This window comes from Nocardioides sp. (assembly GCF_036493135.1).
Lineage (GTDB): Bacteria > Actinomycetota > Actinomycetes > Propionibacteriales > Nocardioidaceae > Nocardioides.
Genome location: NZ_DASXQG010000070.1, coordinates 1 through 16704, shown reverse-complemented (window position 1 = coordinate 16704; position 16704 = coordinate 1). Strand labels below are relative to the sequence as shown.

Annotated in this window: 7 protein-coding genes, 1 tRNA gene and 1 other RNA gene; 6 read left to right on the top strand and 3 right to left on the bottom strand. The window is 72.3% G+C overall.

What is annotated here, in order from left to right:
- Positions 1–41: 41 nt before the first annotated feature.
- The 3 genes from VGJ24_RS12910 to ffs form a co-directional block, all read right to left on the bottom strand.
- Positions 42–1094, bottom strand: coding sequence for a DUF2252 family protein (locus tag VGJ24_RS12910; protein ID WP_331501034.1), 1053 nt, complete (start codon positions 1092–1094; stop codon positions 42–44).
- The gene (locus tag VGJ24_RS12905; protein WP_331501033.1) at positions 1087–2232 is read right to left on the bottom strand and encodes a cation:proton antiporter; all 1146 of its coding nucleotides are present in this window, start codon (positions 2230–2232) and stop codon (positions 1087–1089) included. The genes VGJ24_RS12910 and VGJ24_RS12905 overlap by 8 nt, the downstream gene beginning before the upstream one ends.
- A gap of 56 nt (positions 2233–2288) precedes the next feature.
- Positions 2289–2381, bottom strand: an RNA gene (gene ffs / locus VGJ24_RS12900) — signal recognition particle sRNA small type.
- 155 nt (positions 2382–2536) lie between these two features.
- On the opposite strand from ffs, the gene VGJ24_RS12895 reads away from it, so the two are divergent.
- From VGJ24_RS12895 to VGJ24_RS12870, 6 genes are all read left to right on the top strand, one after another.
- Positions 2537–2624, top strand: a tRNA-Ser gene (locus VGJ24_RS12895).
- 208 nt (positions 2625–2832) lie between these two features.
- Positions 2833–6192 (top strand): DUF6603 domain-containing protein, encoded by a 3360-nt coding sequence (locus tag VGJ24_RS12890; RefSeq protein ID WP_331501032.1) that lies wholly within the window; start codon positions 2833–2835, stop codon positions 6190–6192.
- Positions 6189–9380 carry a hypothetical protein gene (locus VGJ24_RS12885; RefSeq protein ID WP_331501031.1) on the top strand — a complete coding sequence of 1064 codons (3192 nt, stop codon included), beginning with the start codon at positions 6189–6191 and terminating at the stop codon, positions 9378–9380. The genes VGJ24_RS12890 and VGJ24_RS12885 overlap by 4 nt, the downstream gene beginning before the upstream one ends.
- Positions 9377–13750, top strand: a complete 4374-nt coding sequence (locus tag VGJ24_RS12880) for a hypothetical protein (RefSeq protein WP_331501030.1) — start codon at positions 9377–9379, stop codon at positions 13748–13750. The genes VGJ24_RS12885 and VGJ24_RS12880 overlap by 4 nt, the downstream gene beginning before the upstream one ends.
- Positions 13747–15363, top strand: coding sequence for a hypothetical protein (locus VGJ24_RS12875; RefSeq protein ID WP_331501029.1), 1617 nt, complete (start codon positions 13747–13749; stop codon positions 15361–15363). Before VGJ24_RS12880 ends, VGJ24_RS12875 begins: the two co-directional genes overlap by 4 nt.
- Complete coding sequence (locus VGJ24_RS12870; protein WP_331501028.1) at positions 15360–16628, top strand: hypothetical protein; 1269 nt, start codon at positions 15360–15362, stop codon at positions 16626–16628. The genes VGJ24_RS12875 and VGJ24_RS12870 overlap by 4 nt, the downstream gene beginning before the upstream one ends.
- The last annotated feature ends 76 nt before the right edge of the window (positions 16629–16704 follow it).

Below are 16704 nucleotides of genomic sequence, written 5' to 3'. Positions count from 1 at the left end.
CTAACCAGCCACGCCGACAACCGGACACCGGTCCGGACGGGTCAGGCCTGCGCGTGGAAATCGGCCCGGACCGCCGCCCCCATCGTTGCGACCAGGTCCCGGAAGTCGTGCTCCGAGACGGTCTCGGCCCGAGCCTCCCTCAGCGAGACGGGATCGGTGCCGTGCACGTCGGCCGCCGCTGCGGCCATGGACTCCAGCAGCCGCCGGGAGTCGTGATGGTGGAGTCCCTCGGGTCGGATCCGGACGACGTCGGGAGCCAGGTCGCGGACCTGCCAGTCGTCGACACGGGCGGCACCGGCCGGACCACGCAGGGCAGCCACCACCGCGTCGTACGCCGTGTCGTCGCGGCGCGGGACCCGCACCGACAACCCCCGCCCGGCGGCCCAGACGCAGGCGGGCGGGCCGAGCTCCTTGGCCTCCCGGGCGTGCCACGAGCCGTCGGCGGCGTGACCGACGCCGACCCGGCGACGGTGGCCGAGGGACCCGGTGCCTGCCTCGTGCACGTGCCAGGTCGGTCGCCAGCCGGCCTCGGCCACCCGCTCCGCTGCGGCGACCACGGCCGCCGGGACGTCGTGCGCCTCCTGCCCCCGCGTGAGCGCGGAGTAGAAGGAGTGGGTGTCGGCGAGCTCCGGCACCAGTGTCGCCAGATGGGGCGCGTCGCGGAGGTCGGCGGCCGCGCCCGGCGCCGCGGCGTACCAGGACGTGAGCACGCTGTCGCACACCTCGTGCTCGCTCAGGGCGAGGTGGGGCGCGAGCACCGCGGACGTCGCCAGGCGGACGAGGTCGAGCAGCCAGGAGCCGCGGGCGAGCTCGTCGAGGTCGTTCACGCCCCAACGACGGACCTGGTCGTGGTCGCGCCACGTGCCGTAGTTCTCCACATGGAGGTCGCCGACGAGCGGCACGGCGGCCCGGCCGAAGGCGTCCGGGACCTCGGCGGCCGCGCGGATGAGCCAGAGGTAGTAGGTGCCGCGGAGGAACCGGTACTCGTCGTGGGCCAGCTCCTCGTGCTTGCGGCGGAGCTCGTCGCGGTCGAGCGGGATCCGGTCGCCGAGCCAGTGCTCGTAGTCGGCGGTCAGGGCCCTGAGGTCAGGCATCGGCCGGCTCCGGCGTACGGCGGCGGGCCGCGAGGGAGCCGCCGGCGACGGTGACCGCGAGGGCCACCAGGGCGCCGAGCACGAGGGCGGCACCCTCACCGGGTGCGAGCACGTCGAGTTGCCGGCCGACGGTTGCGGCGGCCACCGGGACTCCGAGCTGGGCGGTGGCGAGCATGGCGTACGCCGCGGGCTGGCGGAGGGTGAGGCTGGCCAGGTGAGCCACGGCGGCCCCCGCGCCCAGGCAGGCCCCGAGCACGATCATCGAGGGATGGTCGACCAGGTCGCGCAGCTGGAGCGTCGCCCCGAGCCAGACGAAGAAGAGCGGCCCGAAGAAGCCCTCTGTCACCGCGAACAGCTGCTTGGCCACGCGTCGCGGTTCGCCGACGGCCGCGACGGCGAGCCCGGAGACGAAGCCGGCCAGCATCAGGGAGACGTGGACGCTGACGGCGAGCGCGGCCATCGCGAACACCACCGCCAGGCTGACCCTCAGCTCGACCGCGAACTGACGGTCCTCCGACACGTCGTGCACCCGGGTACGCCAGCCGCTCTGCTCGACCCAGCGCAGCAGCACGAACAGGGCCACACCGGCGGCGATCACGGCCACGGCACCGACCGCCGCGCGGCCCACGTGGTCGGGGTCGATGACCAGCGGCAGCAGCACGATGCACAGCGAGTCGGCGATGGCGACCTGCGGGAGAAGGTCGACGAGGTCGGGTCCGTCGAGGCGGAGGGAGTCGACCGTCGGAAGCACGATCGCCGCCGACGACGACGCCATCAGTACGGCGTACAGCAGGGCGTGGGAGGTGTCCACCAGCTGCGCGACGCCGTACCCGAGAGCCACGGCGACCAGGCCCACGAGGACGGCGCGGGTGGCGCCCGTGCGCAGAGCCGTCCGCAGCCGCGGGTCGCGCACCGGCACGTGCGTGCCGGCCACGAACATCACCAGCACGAAACCGCAGCTGCCCAAGAAGGAGAACGTCGGGTCGCTCGCGTCCAGCACGCCGAACCCGGTCGCCCCGAGAACCACGCCGGCCACCAGCTCGCCGAGCACCACCGGCAGCCGCCAGCGCCTCGGCGTGGCGAGGATCGGACCGGCCAGCGCGACCGTGCACACGATCGCCAGGTCGAGGAACGACACGACCGGATGCTAGACCCGTCCCGGGCGTTGTCGAACGCATGCGGACCCGGGACATGAGGAGGCCCCCCACGCACCCGGCAGAGCCCGCCTGCCCTTGCTGCCTTCCGGCCCTGGGGGAGTTCGGTGAGATGCCGCCGCATGGGGGGTTGCCCGCGAGTCTAGGCGAGCCGGTGACGGCCGGCCAAAGCGGCGGAACCTCCGGGGACGTCATACGAATTGGTCGTTCTAGCAGCCAGAACGTATGACGTCCGAGGGGTTTCGAGCGATTTCGTGGGCCGGTCGGCGCTTGGGTAACCTCCTCGACGGAGGATTCGCCTAGTGGCCTATGGCGCTCGCTTGGAAAGCGGGTTGGGTGCAAGCCCTCGCGGGTTCGAATCCCGCATCCTCCGCCACCTGAAGCATGGCCTGACCCAGACGGTCGATCGGGGCCAACTCACGACGAGGCGAGCTCCCAGCCCGCTGCCAGGCGAAGCCTCCAACGTTCTGCTCGACGCGCGATGCCCGATGCTGGCAGTGAAGGCACGGCCCTAGCGGTCCCGCGCGTTTCCGCAGTAGCGTTTCGGATGGATTTCGGGAGCAGCCGTCCAGCGGTGGCAGATCATGGCCGGTGACGCGCAGCGACTGGACGGTGCGGTCGGCGCGCTGCTGACGCGAACGATCGACTCCGTCACCCACTCGCTGGCCGACGAGGCGCGCATCGACGAGCTGGTCGCGCGCTTCGGCTTCACCGGGGACGCGGCCGACACCGCGGCGAACGCCTTCAAGGGCAGCCAGGGCGACATCACCGCCGTCAGCTCGGCGATCGAGTCCGCGGTGACCGAGCTCGAATCCGGACATCCCGACGCGGCGAAGCTGATCGGACCGGTCGCGCAGGCCTGGAAGGGCATCGGCGACCTCATCGACACCCTCGAGACCGTCACGCTGCCGCAGCCACCGGTGGCTCCCGGCACGGCGGACGCAGCCGAGCTCGCGCGGATCGGCGGGGTGGCCGTCCTCAGCGACGTCGGCGCGCTGCTGCAGACCCTGGTCGCCACAGCGCTCGACGACGCGATCCGCGCCCTCACCCCGTCCGTCTGGGCCCTCCTGCGCGGGGTCGGACTGTCGGCGCCGGACATGCCGATCGTCGAGCTCGTCCAGTCGGTCATCGACGACCCGACCGCCTTCGTCTGGGACCGCGCCAAGACTCTCCGCCGAACCGTCGACATCTCCGTCGCCGGCATCCTCACCGGCGTCCGCACCAGCTCGATCGTGACGATCCCCGTCGTCGACGAGCCGTTGCCGGCCGAGCTCACCGCCGCGGTACCGGACGCCGCCGTCCTGCTCCAGCGCATCGTCCTGAGGTTCGCCGCCGACGCCTATGACGAACCCTTCCCGCTGACGGTCGAGCTGTACGGCACATCCGCCGATCCGCCCGACTTCGCCGCCGCCGTCGCGCGGGTTCCCGGGATCACGAAGCCGCTGCAGCTGGGCTCCATCGCGAGGCTGACCGTCGACGGCTCGCAGGACGTGGGTGTCGCGATCACCGGCTGGGGGACGGTCACGCCGTTCGGCATCACCCCGAAGGTGACGTTGGGGATCGATCCGACCACCTCGTCGTGGGCCTTCGGCGACCCGGGTGGACTGCGGCTCGAGTTCGGGCAGCCGGTTCTGGAGGCCACCCTGGATTCAGGCTCGGGGGTCTGGAGCGTTCGCGGCGGCTTCGGGACGCTGGACGGCATCGTGTCCTCCGACGCCCTCGGACCAGTGCTCGGCCTGGTGCTGCCGTCCGACGGGATCACGTTGAAGGGGGCCTTCGTGGTCGTGGTGGACGAGCACGGCGTGCACTTCGAGGGTGGGGTCGGCTTCTCGGTCACCTGGCCAGGTTCGGTCCGCCTGCCCGGGCTGTCGATCACCGCCTTGAACACGACGATCGCCACCTCGTCCGGACGGGTCGAGCTGGGCACGGCCGGGTCGGTTGCCGTCGCGCTCGGGCCCCTGAAGGTGAGCATCGCGGGTCTCGGGATGAACGTGCCGGTCATCGTTCGCTCCGACGGTGGCGGCAACGTCGGCCCGCTCGACATCGCCTCGCCTTCCCTCAAGATGCCGACCGGCATCGGCATCTCCATCGACACCCCGGTGATCGGGGGCGGTGGCTTCCTCGCCCTCACCGACGACGGTGCGGAGGGAGCGCTCGAGCTCGCACTCAAGCTCGGAGCGGTCCACCTGACCGTTCGCGCGGTCGGCATCTTCGGCACCGTTGACGGCGCGATCTCGTTCGTCGTCGTCATCTCGGCGTCGTTCCAGCCCGGCATCGAGCTGTTCATGGGGCTGCAGCTCACCGGCGTGGGCGGAGTCTTCGGCTTCAACCGCACACTCGACGCGGCGGCACTGACCGATCTCGTCCGTGCCGGCAAGCTCGAGGACATCATGTTCCCGGACGATCTGGCCGCCCGGGCACCCGAGATCATCGCCAGCGTCAAGAACGCCTTCCCCGCCCGCCGCAGCCAGTACGTCGTCGGCCCGATCCTGCAGCTCGGCTGGGGGCGGCCCACACCCTTCGTGACCATCTCCGCCGGTCTGGTGTTCACCTTCCCCGACCCCGTCGTCGGCGCCATCATCGGAGCGGTGCGGGTCGCCCTGCCCACACCCGACGCCGCCATCATCGACATCCGGGCGGACTTCATCGGCGTCGTCGACTTCAGCACCGGGGACCTGTACTTCGCGGCGTCCCTGGTCAAGTCGCACATCGCGATGTTCGAGGTCCAGGGCGACCTCGTGCTCCAGGCGGGCTCGCCGGGCTTCATCTTCTCCGCGGGCGGCTTCAACCCGAGGTACGACGGCGCCCGCCCGCAGAAGGAGCTGAAGCGACTGTCGGTCTCCTTCGCGCCCTCGGCCATCCTGTCGATCCGGGCGGAGGCCTACTTCGCCCTGACCGCCTCGACGGTGCAGTTCGGCGGCGGCCTGTACGTCACCGCGAAGATCGGCCCGTTCGGGGCGCGTGGTTCGCTCACCGCCGACGTGCTCATCCACACGGAGCCGCGCTTCTCCTTCATCGCGGAGATCACCGGTGCCTTCGCCCTCACCTATGACGGTGACGACCTCCTCTCCGTGCCGGTCACCGTGCTGCTCGAGGGACCGGGCCACTGGCACGCCCGCGCGCACGTCAGCATCGACATCCTGTTCTTCTCGGTGTCCGGCACGCTCGACATCGAGTGGGGGGACAGCACGGCACCGCTCACCGCGGGTCCGGCGGTCGACGTGGCCGCGAAGGTCCTGGCGGGCCTCGCCGGCCAAGCCGCGGCGGACGCGGGCGACGCTGCGGCGGGCTGGACGGCGCTCGCGCCCGCGCGAGGTTCAGAGGTCGTGCGTGTCCGGGACCGGGCCTCCGGGCTGCACCCCCTCGGAGCGGTGCGGCTGAGCCAGACGGTGGCCCCCCTCGACGTGACCCTCGAGCGATTCGGCACCAACCCCGTCACCGGCCCCAACCCGGTCAGCCTGGCCGTTGCCTCGGGCGGGCTGCCTTCCACGCCCGTGACCGAGAGCTTCGCGCGTGCGCAGTACTTCGAGCTCAGCGACGACGAGCGGCTGTCCAAGGAAGCGTTCGTCGCCATGGCATCCGGGGTCGTGGTGCAGGACCTCGCCTGGCGGGTGGGACCGACCATCTCGGTCGACGTCGTGTACGAGGAGGAGATCGGCGACCCCGTGCCGGTAGGGCCGCGGTTGTTCACCACGATCGACGTAGCCGTCTTCGAGTGGAACCACCTGGGCGCCGTCGGTGCGGCCCACCTCGCCCAGCTGCACCAACCAACCCCGCTGGGCATCGGGTTGCAGGACTCGGCCTACGTCGTCGCACCATCGGAGAGCGGGCCTGCGGCCGGTGTCTCCTTCGTCGCCGCGTCGGACGTCCTGGGTGTCTCGGTGCTGCGGGACGCCGACGTCGCGGTGTTCGCCGACTACGAGGCGGAGCTGATGCACCGTTGAGCCTGGCCCGGTACACCTATGCGACCCACGCGACGCGTGGCTTTCAGCCGACCGACTCCGGCATCGCTGACTTGGTCGTCACTGTCCCCGGCTCCAACGGGCAGGCGAAGGGCTCGCTCGACATGCTCACGGCCGCCGACGTCGTCGGCATCCCGGCGACCCAGGTCGTCCGCAGCTGGCCGAGGGACGGCTCGCGCGGCGTCGAACCGAACTACCTTCCGCTGGTCGAGTTCGACTCTCCGGACGTGCCGTGGCTGTTCAGTCGTCCCGCGCAGAACGGCCGTATCGAGCCGTGGCTCGCCCTTGTCGTGGTCGACGTCACCGACACGCTCCCGGCGGAGCTGCCGATGCAGCAGTCCGATACCGGGCTGCGGCTCACGGTCGACGCGGACGAGCTGCCCGACCCGTCGGAGTCCTGGCTGTGGAGCCACGTGCAGTTCCTCGGCGACGACGTCGTTCCCGACGACCCGGGACGTTCCCTCGCCCGGCTGATCAGCCCCCGCCGGCTGGCGCCGGACCGCGACTGGCTGGCCTGTGTCGTGCCGACCCTGGAAAGCGCGCGTCTGGCGGGTGTCGGCGAGACGGACCAGGCGGACGCGATCCGCACCGCCCGCACGTACGCGTGGGCGCCCGGTGGCGGCACCGTGGTCCTGCCGGTGTACCACTCGTTTACCTTCTCCACCGGCGACAACGGCGACTTCGAGGCGCTCGTCCGCCGGCTGCACGGGATGCCGCTCCCGGACGGGATGGGACGTCGGCGCCTGCGGATCGACCACCCTCTCGCCGGGTTGCCGTCACCGGTTCCCGACGACCCGGCAGTGGCGGGAGCGGACCTTGTCATGCACGTCGCGCTGCGTCCGCCGGCCGAGCAGGACGAGCCGATCCGTCCGCTCGTGGGCGCCGACTACGCCACGACCCTCCTGTCGCGCCTGGCCGACGCCGGGTACGACCTGGCGCTCGTCACCGGGCCGGACGCCGAGTCGCCACGTGTCGGGCCGCCGGTCTACGGCCAGCTCGCGGCTGGCGCAGTCGGCTCGGCCGGAGCGATCGGGGCGGGCGCGGCGCCTCCCTGGCTGGCCCACCTCAATGTCGACCCGCGCCTGAGGGTTGCGGCCGGGCTTGGGGCGGAGATCGTCCGGCGGGACCAGGACCACTACGCCGAGTCGGCCTGGAAGCAGGTCGGGGACGTGCTGGCCGCGAACCGGCTGCGCCGCCGTGCCGAGCTGTCGCTGGGGGCGAGCCTGAGGCTCTACACGAGGTGGATAGCGACGCTCGACTCCGGGATGCTGCTGGCCACCGCAGCGCCGGTGCTCGCCAAGACCGCCGTGACGTCCGACCAGACGGTGCGCGGCGCGCTGGCCACCTCGAGCGTGACCGCCGCCGCGGTCTCGGTCGAGCTGCGTCGGCAGACGCGTACCCGGGGGGCGTTCGCGCCGCCCGCGTGGTCCGGCGCGGTGTCCGTCGCAGCCGTGCGCGAGCGCTCGACCGACGTCCACCCGTACACGACCGCGGTCCAGCTGGACGGGATCGAGCAGTCGAGCCCGCCCAGTTCCATCTGGCCGGGTGAGCGGCTGGTGCAGGTCCTCGGCGCCCTGGTGTCCGAACTGGACGTGTCCGCCCTGACGCCGGCCGAGGCCGGGACGAAGCTCGACGCGATCGGCGGCACCCAGGGGTTCGCGTTGCCGGAGGAGGCGACGGTCGCGTCGGCCCTCGCCAGTCCGACGCTCGACCCCGACTTACTCGCCAGCAGCTTCGGGCTGCTCCCGGCGAGTCTCGTCCGCCGGGCCGTCACCGACCCCGCAACCCCCGCAACCCCCGCCGACCCGGTCGCGCCGCACGGCGGCCACGGTCCGGTGGCGAGCCATCTGCCGCAGCTGCACGGGATCACGGCAAGCGACGCGATCGACGTGCTGCGCGACAACTCCTCGATCGTGCGGACGATGGGGGACCGGGTCGTGATCGACGTCGGTGCCCTGCAGGACCTCACCGCCACCGGGCGGGCGACGACAACGCTGGACGAGCAGGTGTTCGACCAGATCGTCGCCGGCACCTTCACTCCGGCGTCGACGGTCGTCGAGTCGCTCGGGCTCAGCGCGGGGGCCATGTCGACGGTTCGCGCGGAGCTCGTCGGCACCCTCCAGGGCATCGTCGACCGGTTCGTCCGCCCGCCGGACAGCGGCGGGCCGCAGCCCTTGGCCAGGGGGCTCGACGGCCTGCGCGCCTCCGTGCTCAGCGCCCTCGACCCGCGGACGACCCTGCGCGCGGCGGTGAACAGCCGGATCGCCGCCCTGCCCGGCACGCTGGCCGGCTCCTTCGACGACATCATGCCCGCGCCCGACCTGTCGGAGCCGACCTTCGACGACCTCGCGGCGATCTCGCACGACTGGCTACTGCCCGGGCTCGACGAGCTACCGCCCGACACCACGACACTGGCCACGTCCAACCGGAGCTTCATCAGCGCGTTGCTCGTCGGGGTCAACCACGAGCTCGCGCGCGATTTGCTGTGGCGTGAGTACCCGACCGACCAGCGGGCCACCTACGCTCGCCAGTTCTGGTCGCGAAGGCTCACCTCCGATGTCAGCGACCACTACGACCTCAAGCACGAGCTGCACCGCGCCGCGACCCTGTCGCTGGCCGGCCTGCAGACCGTGTCGGGCGACGCCGGGGACGACCCGCTGGTCCTTGTGATCAAGGGCGAGCTGATCCATCGCTACCCCTCCCTCATCATCCAGGCCGGGCACACGGTGCTCCAGGACGGCACCCGGCGGATGGCCGAGCCTGCGGTCGACCCCGACTTCCGCGGCCTGCTCGAGCCTGACGTCCTGGTCGCAGGATTCACCGCACTGACGCTGCCGGTGGTGCTCGCCGCGAAGGACGATGCGGACGCGGCCTGGTGGTTCTTCTTCTCCGAGCACGTCTCCGAGCCCCGGTTCGGGCTGGACGACGCGGACGGGCCCGCCTGGACCGGCGACACCTGGAACGACGCCTCCTGGGCCGGGGCCACGCTGGGCCGGGGCACCTTCCTGACCGCGACGAGCTTCGGCAGGTCCCTTCCCAAGGGGACCGGCGGTGGCTCGTCCTTCGCCTGGGGCGCGGACGCGGCTACTCAGGCGTGGATCACCCTCCAGTTCCCGTTCCGCCGCGGCATCCCCGCGACTGACCTGCTGCCCCCGCAGGAGGACGAGTGACCGACTTCGCCGCGCTTCGCACGCACCTCGGTGCAGCCCGCGCCGCACTCGACGCGCGGCGCAGTGCCGTGACCGCCCTCGACGGGCAGCTGGCCGAGGCCCGCCGCGTCGGGGACGCCGACGCGATCGCGAGGACGACCGACGCGCGCGAGGACGCCGTCACCAGCCTCGCGAAGGCCCGCGCCGACCTGCGCACCGCGTCCGATCGCTTCACCGGCGGCGTCAGGGAGTCGCCCGTCTTCGTCGGGGGCGGCGGCGCTCCAGACGCGGATGCTCCGCTCGAGGGCGTCGACGAGTCGGTGCCGATCGCACTGCTCCCGGTGCGCCTGGAGACCCGCCTGCTCGACGGGCACCTGAAGCTGCGGATCTTCCCCGACGACGTCCACGTCGACGACCACGAGCCGCTCCTCGACGACAACGAGCTCACCGCAGGGAAGGCGTACTGGTCCGACGCCGCCGCCGGCGGCGATGAGGCGACCGAATCGGCCTGGAACCGCCTTACCGCCCGGGTCGGCCTCTACCGTGCGATCTGGGTGCGGGAGCAGACGCGTCCCGGCGCCGACGGCGTGACGCCTGAGCTGCAGCTCCGCCCCGCCGGGACCGCCGGCCCGGCGGTCGCCCGTGCGCTGCCCGACCTGTTCCTGGCCCGGGTCCGCACCGAGCAGGGCGAGCTCCATGCCCAGGGCCAGCCCGTCCCTGACGAGGTGGAGGTCGGCATCGACTGGGGACCGACCTCGTCCGGTCTGCTCGACGGGGACGGCACGCTGCAGGGCGGCTTGGCCTGGCTCTCGGACTTCCAGGCGGCCGTGGACGTCGGGCTCGCGCTCGACATCGACCTCCAGGGGGCGACGCAGATCGTCGACGTCACCGTCGTCGGCATCACCGTCTCGCTCACGGCCGAGCAGTCCGCTTCCCTGCTCGCCGACCTGATCGCCGACCAGCAGGTCAGCCACGGCGCGGGGATCATCGCACCCGGGACACCGACGAACAACCTGTCCGACAGCCCGTCCGGCGTCGACTTCCGGCCGCCGGCGGCGGCGCTCGACCCGGCGTCGTCGGCGGCCCCGGACGAGCACTCGGACGCCGCGGTCCTCGGCATGGCCCTGGGCCTTCCCCTGGATGCCCTCGCCGGGCTGCCCGGTTCCGAGACGCGCGCGGTCTCCGGCCAGGGCGCGATGCAGCGCGCCCTGTTCGAGGCGACCTGGGGGCCCTACCTGCGCCAGCTCGCCGTGCCGGCCTTCAAGGCAGCCCAGCTGCCGGCGGTCTACCGTCACGTCACCGAGCACCTGCGCCCCGGCGGCCCGCTACCGGTGCTCCGGCTGGGTCGCCAGCCCTACGGCATCCTGCCGGTGCAGCCACCCCGCGCCGAGGCGGTGGAGGACGACGCGTTCGTCGCCTGGCTGACCGGTCTCCTCCCGCGCATCCGCGAGCTGTGGCTGGCCGGAGTCCCGGACGCGCCGCACGGCCTGGACATCCTCGGCCTCGAACCCGCGTCGAGCCGGGTCCGGATCCGCAGCGCTGTCGCGCTCTACTCGCACACCGCCCTTGCGGCGTCCGGGATCATCGGTCCCGGTGGGGTCACGGACACCGCCGCAGACGTCCTCCTCGTCGCAGAGATCGGTCTCACTGGCGACGCGATCCCGCTGGCCGCGCGCAACTACTTCGTCGACGCGACCGCGCCCCTCCGCCTGCCGATTTCGGTGGAGGGGGAGACGACCTTCGACATCCGCGACCCCAGGCCCAAGGACGCCACCAGCGTCCTCGGGCTGTTGCTCCGCAACGCTGCGCTGCAGGTCGTCGAGAACGCCGTGAACGACAAGCTGGTCGCGTCCCACGTCTTCGACGAGGTGCAAGTCGCGAGGCCGCTGGGAGTGTCCCTCCCGACGCTGGCCGAGGCAGCGGTCAGCACGAATACCGAGGTGGCCGTCAGCTCGCCGATGACGACCACCCAGAAGCTCGCCGCCACGGTGGACCTCGACAACGGTGCGAGCGGTTCCGTTGCGGAGTGGGTCGGCCAGCTCGTCACGGACATCGATCTCGGCGCCCATCCCATCGACCTCGGCACCTACCTCGCGGCGGACGCCGTCCGCGCCTTCTCCGCGTCGCTCGCCGAGGTGGACGCGATCCCGGTCGGGTTGCGCGCCCTCGTCGCCGGGCAGGTGATCGACTCCGCATCCCACCGGTACGACGCCTGGGTCACCTCGCTGGCCTCGCGACGGCTGGCCGCACTGCGCGCACAACAACCGGCCGGGATCCAGCTCGGCGCGTGGGGACATGTCAGCGGCTTCGGCGCGCAGGGACTGGAGGAGCTAGCCGACCGTCAGGGAGTGTTCACCGACGCACGCAACCGCGGCTGTCTGCTGGCGCCGTCCGTGCGGCACGCGGCGACCGCAGGGGTGCTGCGCGCGGTGTGGAACGAGCACGGCGCGGGGGCCGGCACCGCTCCCTTCGCGGTGGACCTCCACTCGGACCGCGTCCGGCTCGCCCTCGGGCTGGCGCAGGGGATGCGGCAGGGGCAGCAGCTCGGAGCGCTGCTCGGCTACCGCGTCGAGCGGTCGCTGCACGAGGCCTTCACGACGCGCGGTGTCGAGGCCGACTGGTTGGTCTTCGAGCTTCGCAGGCAGTACCCGCTGCGCATCCGGACCCTGGAGAACGCCGCCGAGAACCTCGCTGACGAACGGCTCGTCGTGAACGGCTGGACGCTCGCCGACGAGGAGCTGGCGACCCCCGGCGCTGTCGCTGCGAAGCTCGCCCCGGCGATCGCGGACGCCTACGCGTCCGTGCCGGGCCCCGAGCGGGCCGGTCTGGTGGACGAAGCCAACACCGCGCTGGCCGACGCGGTGGCGGGGGCGATCGGTGCGCTCGACGCGTTCGCCGACCTGAACCTCAGTGAGGCGTTGTTCCAGCTCGGCGGCTCGAACTTCGAGCGTGCGGCCGCGGCGACGGATGTGATCGGCCGCGCCGCGCCGCCGCCGGACGCCTACGACGTCGTCACCACTCCGCGGGCCGGCACCGGAATCGAACAGCGAATGCTCCTGATGCCGGGGCACGAGCCGCGCCCTGTCGGCTACGCGAGCTCGACGCCGCGCGCCGTGCTCGCCCCGCGAACCGACTCCTTCGTCGCAAACCGCCTCGGGCCGCTGGACGGCGTCGCGGTGCGCGTCGTCGACCGGGACGGCTACGAGCTGGCCACCGTCCCGCTGGCCTCCCTCGGGTTGTCGGCACTCGACCTCGCCGCGGACGCGGCCGATAGCCAGGGAGCGCAGCTGTTTCCACTGCTCACCGCGAGCGCTCTCGTCGCCTCGGGGCTGCCGACGACGGCGGACGGCGGCGGGGACGGCCGGGTCGCGACGGGAATCGGCCTGGACGGGCTCCGCGACCCCGACTTGCTGACGCTGCTCCGGCGGGCCGCCGCGTGGCACCGCGCGCTGGCGGGCAGGCCTCCCCTGTCGCCGACGAGCTTCGGCCTCCAGGGCGCGACCTCGACCCGGGTCGCGGCGGACGATCTCGTCGCCGCGGTATCGGCCGTCCGCGCCCTGCTCACCGCATCCAACGCCCGGCTGTTCGGGGTCGTCACACCGCCCGGCGCGCAGACCGACACAGAGGTCGCGCGACGCCGGGACGCCGCCGCCGCGGCGACCGACCCGGTGGCTGCCGCGGCGGCGATGTTCGGCGGAGCGCCGGTGCTCGAAGCAACCGTCACCGTCCCGGAGTCCATCCGGACGAGCGCCGCCGACCAGGCTGCCCTCGGGGTGGATCGTGCCGCCCTTGCCGGGTGGGTGCAGGACTCCGCCCGGGTGCGCGACGCGGCTCGGGAGCTGGACGAGGCGACGCTGCTCGACGAGCTCACCGGCATCGCCGAGCTACCCCTCGTGGCCGCGCAGGAACCGGTCTTCCCCTACCGCGAGACCGTGCCGGCCACCCGGTCCTGGGTCGGCGACGTCCAGCCGCTCCCGCTCGGCGACACGCCGGTGACCAGCATCGTCGCCATCGGGCCGGGCGCGCTCGACGGCGCGGTGACCGGGATCGAGCTCGACGCCTGGTCCGAGGTCGTCCCGGATCGCGTCGCCTCCGGCGCGGTGAGCGCGAACCTCCCAGCCCCGAACTCGCGCGCCCCGAACACGATCCTCCTCGGCGTACCGGGGACGGAGGAGTGGACCCGCAACTCCCTGTTCGGCCTGGTGGACGAGGCGCTGGAGCTCGCCGACTGTCGGCTCGTCGACCTCGACGCCTCGAAACGCATTCCGCGACTGCTGCCGGCGGTCTATATCTACGACTTCGACGAGGACGACGCCAGGTCTTGGCGCGACATCGTCGCCGCCACCGCGGTCGAGCCCGCCCGCTGGCGATGGACGGAGTCCCCGTCATGACCGTGTACGCGATGCACCGGGTCGAGCCGATCAGTCGGCAGGGCGACCCCGGCCAGGCGCTCGCCGCCGTCGTCGCCGACCCGCTGTGGATGCTCGCGCGGCAGCGACAGTACGGAGAGCTCGCGGGCGAGGACGCCGGCAGCCCGATCCGCGTCGACTTCCGGATCGTCGACCACCCGATCGACGGCTGGAGCGCGGACGGCGACCAGATCGTGCCCTACGACCCTGCCTCCGACGTGCTCGAGGCGGTCGTCGCCGGCGAGTCGGCCGGGCCGTCGCACAGTCTCCGGGACCGCGTCGACGCGGGTCGTCGCGTCGCTGCCGCCGTGCCGGGCGACGTCAACGACGCGCTGCGCGCGGCGTTGCCGCTGGACGTCTCCGGAACCGACGACGTGCTCCTCGCGCGTGCGTCCGAGCGCTTCTGCGACGGGCTCGCCGCGACGCTCGCGGTCACGAACGCGTCGTCTGGGGGCGCCGCGCACGTGCTCGGCCTCAGCGACGCCCAGTGGAGCACGGCGGAGGGGCCACTGCGAGCCGTCGCACGGTGGGCGGCCACGACCTTCGGGCTCGGGCCGTCCAGCTGGGATCCGAAGCGCCTCGAGCGACGGTTCGGTCTGGCGAGCGACGGACAGCTGGTGCTGGGCGCGCCCGAACACACCCGCGACGCCATCGACGTGCCGGATCTCGACCTCACCGAGGCTGGGGCGGCGCTGGCGTCGACCGGGGATGCGCCGCTGGTACGTCGCGTCCCCACACCGATCCGCTTCCCAGGCATGCCGGACAACCGCTACTGGGCCTTCGAGGACGCGCGGCTGTCCCTGGCGCGCGTCGACGCGTCCACCCACGACCTGTCGCGTCTCGCGCTGGTGGAGTTCAGCACCGTGTACGGCAACGACTGGTTCGTCTTCCCGACGCCAGTCAGCTCCGGGACGATCGCCTCAGTCGACGATCTCGTCGCGGTGGACACCTTCGGCGTGAAGCAGCTGATCGCGGCCGCCGACCTGTCCAGCTGGGCCGTGTTCACCCCGAGCGGGCCAGGCACGAATCGGGCACGCCTCGTGCTGCCGGCGACAGCCCCCGGCGCCCTGAGCGGCCCGGTCGTCGAGGAGGTCGCGTTCGTGCGCGACGAGAACGCGAACCTGGTCTGGGGCCTCGAGAAGATCGTCACCGACGACGCCGGTGACACCCAGGACCTCGTCGCCGCCTACACCGCCGGCCTCGGCCCGGCCGAACCCTGGCCGCAGGGCGCCGAGCTGCTCTACCGGCTCATGACCGACGTGCCCCCTCACTGGGTGCCGTTCGTGCCGGTCCACGACGAGGGGTCGCTGCGGGCGGTCGTGCTCGTCGAGGCCGTGCTGCCGAGACCCGACTCCGCCGGTGAGCTCCACACCGTCGAGCCGCGCTCGAGCGTGCTGCGAGAGCTACGCGGCGCGCCGCTGCACGAGGAGGAGGTGCCGCCCGACGGCGTGGTGGTGACCAGACGCTGGTTCCTCGCCCGCTCCGCCGACGGTGGCCGTCATGTCTGGGCGGGTCGCAGCGTCAGAGCTGGACGCGGCCCCGGTTCCAGTGGCCTGGAGTTCGACGTCGCGATCGAGGCCGGAGGCGCGTGGTGAGCGAGATCCTGTTCCTCGCCGGAACCGACCCGGCCGGTTCGTCCAACAAGTACTACGCGCTGGCGAAGCGATTCGTCCTGCAGCGAGGCGTATCGATCCCGGCGGTCGGGCCGGCCTCGGGGAAGAGAGCACTGAGCCTGGAGAGCGTCTTCGACGAGCTCACCAGGCGCGCCGCAGCAAGTCCATCGGCCGTGTTCGACACGATCAACATCGTCAGCCACGCCACCGGTATGGGCGGGATGGACATGCCGCTGCGCAAGACCGATGAGGCCGCCGGCGGCGTGACGATGCGAGACTCCCTCGGCAACGCCGTCCTCGACGCGCGCGCGAAGTCGGCGGGATCGCTGCAGCCCCCGGGCAGCGGCGCGGTCACCCCGAAGACGCGGATCGTGCTCTACGGCTGCGACGTGGGTCGCGACACGGCGTTCCTGACCTCGCTCGGCGAGCTGTTCGGTGGGCCGAGAGAGGTGTCGGCGCCGATCCGGGTGGCGGTCTTCCGGCTCAAGGACGGCAAGGTCCAGCACCGTCTCGCCCGGACCTGGTCCGTGCTGTGGGGCGCGACGTCGATCCACGCGACTCAGACCGCGCAGTGGCCGACCGCCCGCGACACCTTCACCCACAAGGCGGACCTGAAATTCATCAAGGACATCGCGACGGGTTCGGTGATCAACAGCCGCGCCGCGAACGCGACGCTGGACTCGACGAAGGATGAGTTCTTCTTCGGCGAGGTGTACTCGGTCTTCAAGACGGCCTTCGCCACCGCCCTTCCAGTGCGTAGCGCGGTGATCACGTCCAGCGACGACGATGACACGACCGAGCCCGTCGTGATCACCGCTGCTGACATGACCGCCGGCAACGCCGACCTCAGCGACCCGCAGTGGGCGACGATGAACATCGCTGCGCTCGCCTCGGTCATCGACGTGGACGTCGCGGTCTCCAACGCGACGCAGTACCGGACGGTGTCTTTCGGTTCGCAAAGGGCGGCCGCGACCGGCCCGGCACCCGCTGCGAACGCCGACGGCTCGCCGCCACCGGCTCCGCCTGACCCGGACGCGGTGGTGCCCGACGCGCTCCAGCAGTTCAGTGACGAGTACCTGGCCGCGGGCGGCCAACAGGCGGACCTCGACACGTTCCTCGCCGACGTCACCGCGCCGGAGGCGGTGGCACCGGCGTCCGTCGAGGACGAGGCGGAACCCGCCCTGACAGCGGACGAGATCTTCGTGCCACCCGCCCCGCCGTCCGGCGACGAGGAGCTGTTCGCATGATCAAGGTGCTCGCTCCGACGCTCACCTGGGACGCCGCCAAGGCCATCGAGACGATGGTCTTCGCTGAGGCGGACGG